The following is a 14,299-nucleotide window of genomic DNA, read 5'->3' as shown; positions in this document are numbered from 1 at the left end:
AGCTCTTCCAATTTTGGCCAGAAGCCGATGACGGCTTCCTCGAATAGGCCTAATACATAGATGCAACGGGGCGGCAGTTTTTTTGAAAGCGGGTAGACAGTGGGGGCGAGTCCATACATAGGAGCTGGCTTGTCGGATCGCCGCACCGCAGCGAAGGGGCCCTTGGATTGTGCGTTGATCTTTAGGTCGCCTTCGCTGGCAAGCCAGCTCTTATAGAACAAAATTTATCTCATTGATTTTAAGATAAATTATTTGCCGATTTATCGGCATGTTCTCTGCGCGAAAGCGCAGCCTCTTCGCAGGCTGGGCGGCCTCCTACAGTTGTCGGCGGCGCTTTTAATAATTCAGCTTGAAATGGGCAATTCTGCAATCGCCCATTGCCATCACTGAACTTTTTGCGCCCTGCAACCCTCAACCGGTTAACCCGCCTTAACCGGAACCGAGGCCTGCCCTATGAAAACCCTGCTGAAATTCACCCTGGCTGCCACTTTCGCCTGCGCTCTTCCCGTTTGGGCTTGCACGCCCGAAGAAGCCACGGCCAAGCGCGAACAACTGGCCAGGGAAATCACCAAGCTTACCGAGCAGAATCCGGCCAAGGCCAAGGAGATCAATGACGAGCTGCAGAAGATGGACTTGGGCACTGCCAGCAAGGATTTGCCGGACAAGTGCCAGTTGATCGATCAGCGATTGAAGGAGCTGGGAACGGCTGAGAAGAAAGCGGAGGGTTGAAGGTTAAAAAAGGCCCTACAGATTTCCAGGCATAAAAAACCCGGACACTCCCGGGTTTTTTATTACATCGCTACCGACGCCTTATTCAGCAGCCGGCGCCTCCGGCTTGCGGCGCTTGAGCGGCGCCATGCCGTCCTTGCTGACCAGCGACAGGGCGTCGGTCTTCGGGCGGTTGGCGATCTTGCGTTTGGTCGGGGCCTTGGCGCCGGTTTTCTTCTTGTCGCCCTTGGCGTCGACTTTTTTCTTCTTCACACCGACGGCTTTGCCCGAGGCCTTGACCTTTTTCGGTCCGCCGTAGGTGCCTTTGACTTCCTTGATGGTGCGGCGCTCGAAGCTCTGCTTGAGGTAGCGCTCGACGCTCGACATCAGGTTCCAGTCGCCGTGGCAGATCAGCGAGATGGCCAGGCCATCGTTACCGGCGCGGCCGGTACGACCGATGCGGTGCACGTACTCGTCGCCGCTGCGCGGCATGTCGAAGTTGATCACCAGGTCCAGGCCGTCCACGTCGAGGCCACGAGCGGCGACATCAGTGGCGACCAGGATTTTCACGCCGCCCTGCTTCAGACGGTCGATCGCCAGTTTGCGGTCTTTCTGGTCTTTGTCACCGTGCAGCACGAAGGCTTTGTATTCCTGCGCCACCAGGCGGCCGTAGATACGGTCGGCCATGGCCCGGGTGTTGGTGAAGACGATGGCCTTCTGATAGGTCTCGTTGGCCAGCAGCCAGTTCACGATCTGCTCTTTATGCTGGTTATGGTCGGCGGTAATGATCTGCTGACGGGTGGTCGCATTCAGATCGCTGACGTTGTTCAGTTGCAGGTGCTCAGGGTTGTTCAGCACCTTGGCAACCATCTCGCGCAGGCCCGAACCGCCGGTGGTGGCGGAGAACAGCATGGTCTGCTGACGGTTGGTGCACTCTTCCACCAGACGCTGCACGTCTTCGGCAAAGCCCATGTCGAGCATGCGGTCGGCTTCGTCGAGCACCAGCACTTCGACTTCCTTGAGGTCGAGGTTGCCGGCGTTCAGTTGCTCGATCATCCGCCCCGGCGTACCGATCAGGATGTCCGGCACCTTGCGCAGCATGGCGGCCTGGACCTTAAAGTCTTCACCGCCGGTGATCAGACCGGACTTGATGAAGGTGAACTGGGCGAAACGCTCGACTTCCTTGATCGTCTGCTGGGCCAGCTCGCGGGTCGGCAGCAGGATCAGGGTCTTGATGCTGACGCGGACTTTCGCCGGGCCGATCAAGCGGTTGAGGATCGGCAGAACGAAGGCGGCGGTTTTACCGCTACCGGTTTGCGCTGTCACCCGCAGGTCACGCCCTTGGAGCGCCAGCGGAATAGCCGCTGCTTGCACAGGCGTTGGCTCGACAAATTTAAGCTCGGCCACGGCTTTGAGCAGGCGTTCGTGCAGGGCGAATTGGGAAAACACGGGTGCTACCTCGAAGAAATACAAAAAAACAGCTGCATAGGGTAACGGTTTCGAGCGCGAAGGCCGAGTTTCTTTATACAAACGGCGCTAAACAGTGGTTTTTTGTTGCGCCTTTTGTCCTCAAACGTCATCCAAAGCCTGTTAAATGCTCTAATCGCCCCGTCGCATTCTACAGAAGATACGTTTTGCCCATGGATATCAAACAGCTCTGGCTCAATGTCCAAGACCTTTGGGGTGCCCTCGATCAGCACCCGCTCCTGCATTCCAGCCTGGCGCTGATGATATTGCTGGTGATTGCGCTGGTCCTCGGACGAGTGGCGCGTTACCTCATTCTTCACGCGACCAAATTGCTTGGCCGCCAGCCGGCGCTGCACTGGATCAACGACTTTCGTCATAACAAGGTGTTTCACCGCCTGGCGCAGATGACGCCGTCGCTGGTGATCCAGTTCGGCCTGCACCTGGTGCCGGAGCTGGGCAAGACCAGCCTGATTTTCCTCGGCAATGCGGCGCTGGCGTTTACCATCCTGTTCCTGGTGCTGGCGATCAGCGCCCTGCTCAACGCCCTGCTGGACATCTATGCCCGCACCGAGCACGCCCGCACCCGCTCGATCAAGGGCTACGTGCAACTGGCGAAAATGGTGCTGTACGTGTTCGGCGCGATCATCATCGTCGCCACCCTGATCGACCGTTCGCCACTGTTGCTGCTGTCGGGGCTGGGCGCCATGTCGGCGGTGATACTGCTGGTCTACAAGGACACCCTGCTGTCATTCGTGGCCAGTGTGCAGCTGACCAGCAACGACATGCTGCGGGTCGGCGACTGGATCGAGATGCCGCAAGTCGGCGCCGATGGCGATGTGGTGGATATCACCTTGCACACGGTGAAGGTGCAGAACTTCGACAAGACGATTGTTTCGATCCCGACCTGGCGCCTGATGTCCGAGTCGTTCAAGAACTGGCGCGGCATGCAGCAGTCCGGCGGACGACGGATCAAGCGCAGCCTGTTCATCGATGCCAGCGGCGTGCGCTTCATTCGCGACGACGAAGAGCAGAAGCTGGCCCAGGTGCAGCTGCTGACCGATTACATCAGCCGCAAACAGGCCGAACTCAAGGCCTGGAACGAAGCCCAGGGCAAGGTGGCGGCGATGTCGGCCAACCGTCGACGGATGACCAATATCGGGACCTTCCGCGCCTATGCCCTGGCGTATTTGAAGAGCCACCCGGAAATCCAGCCGAACATGACCTGCATGGTTCGTCAGATGCAGGCCACCGCCCAGGGCATTCCGCTGGAGATCTACTGCTTCACCCGCACCACGGCGTGGGCGGATTACGAGCGGATTCAGGGGGATATTTTCGATTACTTGCTGGCGGTGTTGCCGGAGTTCGGGTTGAGTCTTTATCAGCAGCCGAGTGGCGGGGACCTAAGGGCCGGGCTGCTCCCGGCGATACTGGGCGCGAGCCACATCCCCGGGCCAGAAAAACACATCATGTAACACCCCAAAACACTGTGGCGCTCATCTCATCGGCCTCCCCACCTCACAGAGGTGAGGTAAAAACAAATGCGAACTTAAACGCGTTCCGGGAGGAGGCCGTGATGGCGGTTCCAGCCACGGCCAACAGCCTGGAACGGGAGATATTGAACGCTTTGGCAGGCCCTCGGCTTACCCGGCATGTTGTTGGATGATTACCGTCTGCGCCGGCATCGGGGCCGGGAAACCGGCTTCCCCGAGGGAATCTTTGATGATGCGGTTGGTGTCGAAATAAACCTGCCAATAGTGCTCGTTATGGCAGTAAGGACGCACCGCCAACACCGGGCCGACCAGATTGAACTCCAAAATCTCCACCTCCACTGCCGGCTCGGCGAGCACATTGGGGATCGCGGCAATGTGTTGTTTCAGCAAGGCCGCCGCCGCTTTCCAGTCGGCCGCGCCCGATAGCTGTGCTTTCAGTTCGACACGGCGGAACGGGTTGTGAGTGAAGTTCTGAATGTTATCGCCGAAAATTTTGTTATTACCGACCAGAGTCAGCACGTTATCCGGGGTGTTGACAGCGGTAGCGAACAGACCGATCTCGATGACCGTACCCGTCACCCCACCCGCGCAGACGAAGTCGCCGACCTTGAATGGGCGCAGGACAATAATAAACGCGCCCGCCGCCAGATTGGCCAGCAATCCCGACCAGGCCAGACCGATCGCAAGACCGACCGCAGCGAGCAGCGCGGCGAAGGTGGTCGTCTGCATGCCCAGGTAGCCGAGGATACCGATCACCAGAATGATGTTCAGCGTCACGGTAATGGCTGAGCCAACATAGCGCAGTACAGTCGGGTCGACCTTCTGTTTGCCCAGGGCCCGCTGCACCATGCCGACAGCAAAGCCTATCAGCCAGCGTCCGACGATCCAGAAGGCGATGGCGGAGAGGATCTTCACCGCGAAAGCGGCACCATACTGTTGCACCAGCGCGATTAACGCGTTGAACTTCGCGGTGGTAACGTTAACGATAGTCTCGTCCATGGCTGGCGCTCAAAGGTGGAGAATTGGTTCAAAAACACTAGCACAGCCGGTACGCCCCGCCAGTCAATGGGCAGCGCTACGTATCGCAGTACAACAGCACCCAGCCTGCGAGGCTCAGGTGACAGCCAAAGCTTTTCGTACGCCCAACCGGCTGATCCACACCGCCATCAAAATCACCGAGCCGCCCAGGAACAACCGCCCCAGCTCCTCATCCTGATTCCAGATCAGCAAGTTGATCAGCAAACCCACCGGCACATGCAGATTGTTCATCACGGCCAGCGTCCCGCCGTTCACCAGGCACGCGCCCTTGTTCCACCAGTACAACCCGAGCGCCGTCGAGACCAGGCCGAGGAATAACAGCACGCCCCATTGCAGCGGTGCTTGCGGCAAAAAGTTTTGTTTGCCGAACAGCAGAAACGCCGGCAGCGCCACCGCCAATGCACCCAAGTAGAAGTAGCCGAAACGCCGGTAATGCGGCAAATCGCTCGGATGACGCGCCACCAGATGCTTATAGAGCACCTGCCCGGCGGCGTAGGTGAAGTTGGCCAGTTGCAGCAACAGGAAGCCCATGAAGAAGTCCGGGTTGATCCGGTCAAAGCGAATCACCGCCGCGCCCGCCACCGCAACCAGTGCCGCGATCAAGGCCCAGGGATTGAAGCGCCGGTTCAGGGCGTCTTCGATCAGGGTCACGTGCAACGGCGTGAGGATAGTGAACAGCAGCACTTCCGGCACCGTCAGCACCCGGAAGCTCAGGTACAGGCAGACGTAAGTCACGCCGAACTGCAACGCCCCGATCAGCAGCATGCCGCGCATGAACGCCGGTTCCACCGAGCGCCAGCGTGTCAGCGGGATAAACACCAGACCGGCGAGCACGACCCGCACCAGTACCGCGAAGTAGCTGTCGACATGCCCGGCCAGGTATTCGCCGATCAGGCTGAAGGAAAACGCCTGGATCAGCGTGACAAAAAGTAGATAGCCCATGCTCGCCTCATTTTCGAATGGCGGCGACGATAGCGGGTTTTGCCGGCGATCGCGAGAACACGCAGATCCTTGTAGGAGCGAAGCTTGCTCGCGAAGACGGTGTGTCAGTCGCTATCAATGTTGAATGTGACACCGTCTTCGCGAGCAAGCTTCGCTCCTACAGTTTCGTGCCACGCTCAGAAAATCCCGGGCAAAAAAAAGCCCGATCTCGCTAAAGCGTTCAATCGGGCTACCGCACTCAGGAGCAACAAGTGCAAAGGGAGGTTCGATGCGCGTACAGGCTTGAAGGGTTGCGCCAAGTCACTAAACCATCCGGCGATTATCTGGCGATTAACGCCTCAGGCAACCTGGGACAGCCTGGCGTTGGCCTGGTTCAGCCCTTTCTCCTGGAAGTCACCGCCCAGGTTCATGCCTTCGGCGTGAATGAAGGTGACGTCGTGAATCCCGATGAAGCCCATGACCTGGCGCAGGTAGGGTTCCTGGTGATCCGCCGGGCCACCGGCATAGATTCCGCCGCGAGCCGTCAGCACGTAGGCACGCTTGCCGCTGAGCAAACCTTGCGGGCCGGTTTCGGTGTACTTGAAGGTCACGCCGGCACGCAACACGTGGTCGAGCCAGGCCTTGAGGGTGCTCGGGATCGCGAAGTTGTACATGGGCGCTGCCATGACCAGCACGTCGGCGGCCAGCAGTTCGTCAGTCAATTGGTTGGAGCGTTCCAGCGCAGCCTGTTCGATGTCGTTACGCTGTTCGGCGGGTTTCATCCAGCCGCCCAGCAGGTTGATATCCAGATGCGGCACCGGGTTGGCGGCCAGGTCACGCACGGTGATCTGGTCGTTGGGGTGAGTGGCTTGCCACTGGCTGATGAACGTCTGGGTCAGTTGACGCGAAACCGAGTCTTGCTGACGGGCACTGCTTTCGATGATCAGAACGCGGGACATGGGCTGTAGCCTCCATCTGAGAATGCTGTAGGTCGATGGAGTGAAGGTTAAACAGAACCATATCGATGAAAAAGCGCAAATAACTGCTATAACCCATCAATAAATTCGTTTATAAGCTGAACATACCCTGTGGGAGCGGGCTTGCTCGCGAAGGCGGCGTATCAGTCGACAAGTCTGTTGAATGGCACACAGCCTTCGCGAGCAAGCCCGCTCCCACAGGGGATATCGATATTATTTCGGGGTGCAGGTCAGGTCGATGCGCATCTTGATGATGGTGCGGGTGAATTTGGCGGTGGCATTTTTATGTTTGCCGGCAGGCACTTCGATCTTGCGGGTGCGCGGCGCTTCCGGGCCATTGTTGAACACCACCTTGCAGATCGCATCGGTAGTCCCGTAGTTGTTGACCTGAATGGAAGCGATGTCGCTATCGGTGTCATAGGCGTTGTAGTCGATGCTCAAGCCGTTCAGCTCTTTTTGTACATCGATCGGATAGGCTACCGCCGTCAGCGGCAGCAGCGCCAGCACTGCACAACCCGAAATAACACGACAAAGCTTTTTCATTCAGCAGTCTCCAATAAGGACTGCCAGCTTAGACAAGAGGAGGTGTTCATGAAAGCGCCCCGCGTGACCCTTGATCAATGGCGAACGTTACAGGCCGTGGTCGACCACGGCGGTTTCGCCCAGGCCGCCGAGGCGCTGCACCGCTCGCAATCGTCGGTCAGCTACACCGTGGCGCGCATGCAGGACCAACTCGGCGTACCGCTGCTGCGCATCGACGGTCGTAAAGCGGTGCTGACCGAAGCCGGCGGTGTATTGCTGCGCCGATCCCGGCAACTGGTGAAACAGGCCAGCCAGCTCGAAGACCTGGCCCACCACATGGAGCAAGGCTGGGAAGCGGAAGTGCGGCTGGTGGTCGATGCCGCGTACCCGAGCGCCCGTCTCGTGCGCGCCTTGACCGCGTTCATGCCGCAAAGCCGCGGGTGCCGGGTACGTCTGCGCGAAGAAGTGTTGTCGGGCGTCGAGGAAGTACTGCTGGAAGGGGTGGCCGATCTGGCCATCACCGGCTTCAGCATTCCCGGTTACCTGGGCGCGGAATTGAGCGACGTCGAATTCGTCGCGGTCGCCCACCCCGACCATCCCCTGCACCGCCTCAATCGCGAACTGAATTTCCAGGACCTGGAAAGCCAGATGCAAGTGGTGATCCGCGACTCCGGTCGCCAGCAGCCACGGGATGTCGGCTGGCTCGGTGCCGAACAGCGCTGGACCGTCGGCAGCCTGGCCACCGCAGCGACCTTTGTCAGCAGCGGCCTGGGTTTTGCCTGGTTGCCCCGGCACATGATTGAACGGGAACTCAAGGAAGGTACGCTCAAGCTGCTACCGTTGGATCAGGGCGGCAGCCGTAATCCGAGCTTCTACCTGTATTCGAACAAGGACAAACCCCTGGGCCCGGCGACACAGATACTCATCGAATTGCTGCGCACTTTTGATACCGCGCCGCTGGATGCGCCTTTCGCCGCCCCTGAACAAGCCTGACACGGAGTGTGAACATGGCCTATTTCGAACATGAAGGTTGCAACCTGCACTATGAGGAATATGGCCACGGCACGCCGTTGCTGCTGGTCCACGGGCTGGGTTCCAGCACCCTGGACTGGGAACAACAGATCCCGGCCTTGTCGGCGCGCTACCGGGTGATCGTCCCGGACATACGCGGCCACGGTCGCTCGGATAAACCTCGCGAACGCTACAGCATCGCCGGGTTCAGTGCCGACCTGATTGCACTGATCGAGCATTTGAACCTTGGCCCGGTGCATTATGCCGGCTGGTCGATGGGCGGCATGATCGGGTTTCAACTGGCGGTGGACCAGCCACAGCTGCTCAAAAGCCTGTGCATCGTCAACAGCGCGCCCGAGGTCAAACTGCGCAGCCACAACGAGTACTGGTGGTGGTTCAAGCGCTGGAGCCTGATGCGCGTCCTCAGCCTCGGCGCCATCGGCAAAGCCCTGGGCGCCAAGCTGTTCCCCAAACCCGAGCAGGCTGAACTCAGGCAAAAAATGGCCGAGCGCTGGGCAAAAAACGACAGACACGCTTATCTCGCCAGCTTCGATGCGATCGTTGGCTGGGGGGTTCAGGAACGACTTTCCAGGGTTGCCTGTCCAACCCTCATCGTCAGCGCCGACCGTGACTACACACCGGTATCGCTGAAAGAGGCTTATGTAAAACTGCTGCCCGATGCGCGGCTGGTGGTGGTCGCCGATTCGCGCCACGCCACCCCGCTGGATCAACCCGAACGCTTCAACCAAACCCTGCTCGAGTTTCTCACCGCAGTCGATACCACCACACTCAGGATCACTGACCCATGCTGAAAAAAATCGCCCTCGTCGCCGGCTCCGTGCTGTTTGCCGCCAATCTGATGGCCGCCACGCCCGCCGCCAAGGCGCCGCACGTGCTGCTGGAAACTACCAACGGCCAGATCGAGATCGAACTGGACCCGGTCAAGGCACCGATCAGTACCAAGAACTTCCTTGAGTACGTCAACAGCGGCTTCTACAACAACACGATTTTTCACCGTGTGATTCCGGGCTTCATGGTCCAGGGCGGTGGTTTCACTCAACAAATGCAGCAGAAAGATACCAAGGCACCGATCAAGAACGAGTCCAAGAACGGTCTGCATAACGTGCGTGGCACGCTGTCCATGGCCCGTACTTCCGTGCCGGATTCGGCCACCAGCCAGTTTTTCGTCAACGTCAAGGACAACGACTTCCTGGACCAGGGCGACGGCTATGCCGTGTTCGGTAAAGTCGTCAAAGGCATGGACGTGGTGGACATCATCGTCAACACGCCAACCACCACGCGTGGCGGCATGAAAGATGTGCCGGCCGACCCTGTGTTCATCAAGTCGGCCAAAGTCATCGACTAAGCTACACAGCAAGTCTTGAGCGGCTGCCGGAGTGCGCCGCTCACACTGTTCAAAGGAGAGCCCGTGCGCGGGCGGAGAACCAATGCTTTATCGCCGTTTTGAAAAGCTGATCGACATCTTCCGCGAAGCGCCGACGGCGGCCCCGCCGGATCGGGTTCTCCCCTTCTATACCTATTACCTGAAGCAGGTCTGGCCGAGTTTCGCCGTGCTGCTGATCGTCGGCCTGTTCGGCGCGCTGATCGAAGTGGCGCTGTTCAGCTACCTGAGCCGCATCATCGATTTGGCCCAGGGCACGCCGAACGTCGATTTCTTCAAGGATCATGGGATCGAGCTGGCCTGGATGGCCGTGGTGGCGCTGATCCTGCGCCCGGTGTTCGTCGGCCTGCATGATTTGCTGGTGCACCAGACCCTGAGCCCCAGCATGACCAGCCTGATCCGCTGGCAGAACCACAGTTATGTGCTCAAACAGAGCCTGAATTTTTTCCAGAACGACTTCGCCGGCCGCATCGCCCAACGCATCATGCAGACGGGCAACTCGTTGCGCGACTCGGCCGTGCAAGCGGTGGACGCGCTCTGGCATGTTCTGATCTACGCCATCAGCTCGCTGGTGCTGTTCGCCGAAGCCGACTGGCGCCTGATGATCCCGCTGCTGACCTGGATTGGCGCTTTCATCGGCGCCCTTTGCTACTTTGTGCCACGGGTCAAGGAGCGCTCGGTGGTGTCCTCCGATGCGCGCTCCAAACTCATGGGGCGGATTGTCGATGGCTATACCAACATCACCACCCTGAAGCTGTTCGCCCACACCCGTTTCGAGCAGCAATACGCTCGCGAAGCGATCAAGGAACAAACCGAAAAAGCCCAACTGGCCGGCCGGGTGGTGACCAGTATGGACGTGGTCATCACCAGCATGAACGGCTTGCTGATCGTCTGCACCACCGGCCTGGCCCTGTGGTTGTGGACGCAATCGCTGATCACCGTGGGCGCCATTGCGCTGGCCACCGGCCTGGTGATCCGTATCGTCAACATGTCCGGCTGGATCATGTGGGTGGTCACCGGCATTTTCGAAAACATCGGCATGGTCCAGGACGGTTTGCAGTCTATTTCCCAGCCGGTCAGCGTCACCGACCGCGAGCAGGCCAAACCCTTGGTCGTACCCCGTGGCGAAGTACGTTTCGAGCGTGTGGATTTCCACTACGGCAAGAAGAGCGGGATCATCGGCAACCTCGACCTGACGATAAAACCCGGCGAGAAAATCGGCCTGATCGGCCCGTCTGGCGCCGGCAAATCGACCCTGGTCAATTTGCTCCTGCGCCTGTATGACGTGCAGGGTGGGCGCATTCTCATCGACGGCCAGAATATTGCCGAGGTTGGCCAGGAAAGCCTGCGCGAGCGTATCGGCATGATCACCCAGGATACGTCCCTGCTGCACCGCTCGATCCGCGACAACCTGCTTTATGGCAAGCCCGACGCCACCGATGCCGAACTGTGGGAAGCGGTGCACAAGGCCCGGGCCGACGAGTTCATCCCGTTGCTGTCGGACTCCGAAGGACGGACCGGTTTCGATGCACATGTCGGTGAGCGCGGGGTGAAACTCTCCGGCGGCCAGCGTCAGCGCATTGCGATTGCCCGGGTACTGCTCAAGGACGCGCCGATCCTGATCATGGACGAAGCCACCTCGGCCCTGGATTCGGAGGTTGAAGCGGCCATCCAGGAAAGCCTCGAAACCCTGATGCAGGGCAAGACCGTGATCGCCATCGCCCACCGGCTCTCGACCATTGCCCGGATGGACCGGTTGGTGGTGCTGGAAAAAGGCACGATCGCCGAAACCGGCAGCCACGCCGAACTGCTGGCCCATGGCGGATTATATGCGCGGTTGTGGCAGCACCAGACGGGTGGGTTTGTCGGGATTGATTGAACCTGGCCGCCCACCACCGACCCTGTGGGAGCGGGCTTGCTCGCGAAAGCGGTGGGTCAGGCAACGTTGATGTCGACTGACACTCCCTTTCGCGAGCAAGCCCGCTCCCACAAGGGATCAGCGTCACTCCGAAAACAGGATCAGACTTGTCGATAGGGCAAGGCGCTCCGCGCTTCTTCGGCATACGCCAACACCCCGACGCGCTCCTGGCGCAGGAAGTCTTTGACCGCGGCTTTCAGGCCGGGATGGCGCAAGTAGTGCCAGGAATGTGTGATCACCGGCTCGAACCCGCGAATCAACTTGTGCTCACCCTGGGCCCCGGCGTCGAAACGCTGGAAGCCATTGGCAATCGCATAATCCATGCCCTGGTAGAAGCAGGTTTCGAAATGCAGCCGGTCAAACTCCGCCAGGCACCCCCAGTAACGACCGTAAAAGCTGTCGCCACCCACCAGGCTGAACGCCATGGCTACTGGCCGTGAACCCTGTTTGGCCAACACCACGCGAATCGATTCCGGCATCCGTTCGGCCAACAGGCTGAAAAACTCCCGGGTCAGATAGGGCCGTTGCCGCCGCACTGCGTAGGTGTTGGCGTAGCAGGCATACACGAAATCCCATTGCACCTGATCCAGCTGCCGGCCCTCGAGCCATTCGAAATCAATCCCCTGCCCCGCCACTTGCTCGCGCTCCTTGCGCATCTGCTTGCGCTTGCGCGAACTGAGCACGTCGAGGAAATCCTGAAAATCCCGATAGCCGCGATTCTGCCAGTGGTACTGACAGCCGATGCGCTGCAACCAACCGGGCTGTTCGGCCAATGCGGCATCGGTGAAAGGATCGGTGAAATTGATGTGGGCGCTGGAGAGCTGTTCGATCTCAAGATAGCCGGGCAGGCTTTTCAACAGTTCGAAACCGTCTTCGAACGTGGCCGCCAGCAAGCGCGGGCCACTGACCGGGCTGAACGGTACGGCGCTCAACAGTTTGGGGTAATAGTCGATGCCGGCGCGCTCGCAGGCATCGGCCCAGGCGTGATCGAACACGTACTCGCCATAGGAATGCCATTTGCGGTAAGCGGGCAACGCGGCGATCAACCGGTCACCTTCCATGTGCAACAAATGCTCGGGCTGCCAGCCCGAGTGCGGGCCGACACTGGCGCTGTCTTCCAGCGCGCCGAGAAAGGCATGGCGCAGAAACGGCTGGCTATCCGGCACCAGGGCATCCCAGGTGTGCGCAGCGATTTCGGACAGATTTTCCAGACGTTGCAACGGCATCGACTTCCTCTCCAACTCTTAGCGTGAAAGCCCCGGGAGTATCGCTTATCGCGGTGCTCTGCACACGACCTATCCGACCGCGGTGCTCTGGAAAAGGGGTTTGAGGTGCATATGGATCGTCATCGAGTCGCCATCATTTTGCCACTGCATTGTCATAATCCATCGCGATACTGGCGCCAGTTTTTAGAACGTCGGGTTCTACCCGGCCACTGTTTTCCGTCCTTCAAGGTCGGTTGTGTTCTGGATGGCTCAGTCATCCTCTTATATCTGCGGAGATTGATATGCGTCTTGCTTCCACCAAAACTGCGGCAGCCCTGTGTGGTGGCCTGTTGCTGGCCATGAGTGTTCCGGCCAGCGCCGCAGTCGACGCCAAACTGCTCGACATGCTCAAGGCCAACGGTTCGATTTCCCAAGCGCAGTACGCTGAACTCCAGGCCGAGCTGGCCAAGGATCAGAAGGACCAGCAGATTGCCCGTCAGGCTCAGCAAGAAACCAATGAGCAAATCGCGGCGACTGCGAAGAAAACCAATGAACTGAGCACCTTCGACCAGAAACTGGCCTGGGCCGCCAAGACCCAGTTCAAGGGCGATGTTCGTTTCCGTCAGGAAACGGTCAAGAACGATGGCGTATCGAACACCGGCGACCAGGATCGTCAACGTATTCGTGCCCGCCTGGGAGCCTACACCGAAATCAATCCGCAAGTGGACACCGGTATTCGTATCGCCACCGGCAACAACAACGATGCTCGCTCCACCAACCAGAGTCTGGAAGGCAACTTCTCCAAGAAAGATATCTGGCTGGATCAGGGCTACGTCGACTACCACCCGACTGCCATCAAGAATTTGCACTTGATCGGCGGCAAGATGCCGCAACCCTGGGTGAGCATGGGCGACATCATCTGGGATAGCGACATCAGCCCGGAAGGTTTGGCTGTAACTTACAAATATCCGCTAGGCAGCTCGACCGAGCTGTTCGGTAGCGCCGGCCACTACACCCTCCAGGACAACGTCGATGGCGAAGGCAAGCAGTTCCGTCACGACCTGCGTCTGTACGCGGGCCAGTTGGGCGCACGCTTCGCTATCACCGACAACCTGAAAATGACGCTCGGTGGCAGTCTCTACGCTTACGACAACGACGAGGACACCGCTTCCCTGGCCATCAACGGCAACAGTCCGGGCGAAGAGTTCAAAGTGTACGAAGGCTTTGGTTCGCTCGACATCGGCGGTCTGCCAATGCCACTGTCGCTATACGGTCAAATCGTCAACAACGACAGTGCGAGCAACGATCAGGACATGGGCTGGTTGGCCGGCGTCAAGACCAAGTTCTACGGCTTCGGCGTAGACTACAACTATCGCGACATACAGCGTAACGCCGTGGTCGGCGCCTTCACCGACTCCGACTTCGCCAACGGTTTCACCGGTTCTCGCGGCAGCAAATTGAAAGTGAGCTACGAGATCGACAAGAACTTCGCCCTCGGCGCGACGTACTTCATGGCTGATTCCGACTACACCAACGCCAACCTGCGGGATTCGAAAATCAACACCCTGCAGCTGGATGCAGAAGCCAAGTTCTGATTCCTCGCTACATGGCTCGGGCAAGGAAGCCCGAGGCGCATCTTT

13 protein-coding genes and 1 pseudogene are annotated in these 14,299 nt (G+C 59.2%); 7 read left to right on the top strand and 7 right to left on the bottom strand.

Translation table 11 applies throughout. The annotated features are described in order from the left end of the window. Positions 1-221 (bottom strand): hypothetical protein (locus F8N80_RS31810; protein WP_224790776.1); only part of this gene is annotated, 221 nt, incomplete at its 3' end. A gap of 232 nt (positions 222-453) precedes the next feature. Here F8N80_RS31810 and F8N80_RS29775 point away from each other — a divergent pair. Then, complete coding sequence (locus F8N80_RS29775; RefSeq protein ID WP_150745820.1) at positions 454-729, top strand: hypothetical protein; 276 nt, start codon at positions 454-456, stop codon at positions 727-729. 81 nt (positions 730-810) lie between these two features. Here F8N80_RS29775 and F8N80_RS29770 read toward each other — a convergent pair whose 3' ends face one another. Further along, entirely contained in the window at positions 811-2,157 is a 1,347-nt protein-coding gene (locus F8N80_RS29770; protein WP_150745821.1) for a DEAD/DEAH box helicase, read from the bottom strand. A gap of 191 nt (positions 2,158-2,348) precedes the next feature. On the opposite strand from F8N80_RS29770, the gene F8N80_RS29765 reads away from it, so the two are divergent. After that, positions 2,349-3,647, top strand: coding sequence for a mechanosensitive ion channel family protein (locus tag F8N80_RS29765; RefSeq protein ID WP_150745822.1), 1,299 nt, complete (start codon positions 2,349-2,351; stop codon positions 3,645-3,647). Positions 3,648-3,815: 168 nt separating this feature from the next. On the opposite strand, the gene F8N80_RS29760 is transcribed toward F8N80_RS29765, so the two are convergent. The 4 genes from F8N80_RS29760 to F8N80_RS29745 form a co-directional block, all read right to left on the bottom strand. Then, positions 3,816-4,664 (bottom strand): mechanosensitive ion channel family protein, encoded by an 849-nt coding sequence (locus F8N80_RS29760; protein ID WP_150745823.1) that lies wholly within the window; start codon positions 4,662-4,664, stop codon positions 3,816-3,818. A gap of 114 nt (positions 4,665-4,778) precedes the next feature. Further along, the gene (locus F8N80_RS29755; protein ID WP_150745824.1) at positions 4,779-5,645 is read right to left on the bottom strand and encodes a carboxylate/amino acid/amine transporter; all 867 of its coding nucleotides are present in this window, start codon (positions 5,643-5,645) and stop codon (positions 4,779-4,781) included. Between the two features lie 338 nt (positions 5,646-5,983). Continuing rightward, positions 5,984-6,583, bottom strand: coding sequence for an FMN-dependent NADH-azoreductase (locus F8N80_RS29750; RefSeq protein ID WP_150745825.1), 600 nt, complete (start codon positions 6,581-6,583; stop codon positions 5,984-5,986). Positions 6,584-6,814: 231 nt separating this feature from the next. Further along, the gene (locus tag F8N80_RS29745) at positions 6,815-7,144 is read right to left on the bottom strand and encodes a 3-phosphoglycerate kinase (protein ID WP_150745826.1); all 330 of its coding nucleotides are present in this window, start codon (positions 7,142-7,144) and stop codon (positions 6,815-6,817) included. A gap of 48 nt (positions 7,145-7,192) precedes the next feature. On the opposite strand from F8N80_RS29745, the gene F8N80_RS29740 reads away from it, so the two are divergent. The 4 genes and pseudogenes from F8N80_RS29740 (at position 7,193) to F8N80_RS29725 (ending at position 11,415) form a co-directional block, all read left to right on the top strand. Further along, a complete protein-coding gene (locus tag F8N80_RS29740) occupies positions 7,193-8,116 on the top strand; it encodes a LysR family transcriptional regulator (protein ID WP_034146184.1) in 924 nt (307 codons plus the stop codon). A gap of 14 nt (positions 8,117-8,130) precedes the next feature. Further along, positions 8,131-8,936 (top strand): annotated as a pseudogene (locus tag F8N80_RS29735) (alpha/beta fold hydrolase). 3 nt (positions 8,937-8,939) lie between these two features. Further along, positions 8,940-9,500 (top strand): peptidylprolyl isomerase, encoded by a 561-nt coding sequence (locus tag F8N80_RS29730; RefSeq protein ID WP_150745828.1) that lies wholly within the window; start codon positions 8,940-8,942, stop codon positions 9,498-9,500. 82 nt (positions 9,501-9,582) lie between these two features. Further along, a complete protein-coding gene (locus F8N80_RS29725) occupies positions 9,583-11,415 on the top strand; it encodes an ABC transporter ATP-binding protein (protein WP_150745829.1) in 1,833 nt (610 codons plus the stop codon). 140 nt (positions 11,416-11,555) lie between these two features. Here the strand turns inward: F8N80_RS29725 and F8N80_RS29720 are convergent, their stop codons facing one another. Then, the gene (locus F8N80_RS29720) at positions 11,556-12,680 is read right to left on the bottom strand and encodes a GNAT family N-acetyltransferase (protein WP_150745830.1); all 1,125 of its coding nucleotides are present in this window, start codon (positions 12,678-12,680) and stop codon (positions 11,556-11,558) included. 281 nt (positions 12,681-12,961) lie between these two features. Here F8N80_RS29720 and F8N80_RS29715 point away from each other — a divergent pair, with 281 nt between their 5' ends. Next, on the top strand, positions 12,962-14,254 hold the full coding sequence (locus F8N80_RS29715; protein WP_150785271.1) for a putative porin: 1,293 nt from the start codon (positions 12,962-12,964) through the stop codon (positions 14,252-14,254). Positions 14,255-14,299: the final 45 nt, after the last annotated feature.

The sequence above is a fragment of the Pseudomonas fluorescens genome, assembly GCF_902497995.1.
GTDB lineage: Bacteria > Pseudomonadota > Gammaproteobacteria > Pseudomonadales > Pseudomonadaceae > Aquipseudomonas > Aquipseudomonas fluorescens_BK.
The sequence above is the reverse complement of the archived record's forward strand: the minus strand, read 5'-3'. Positions and strand labels throughout refer to the sequence as shown.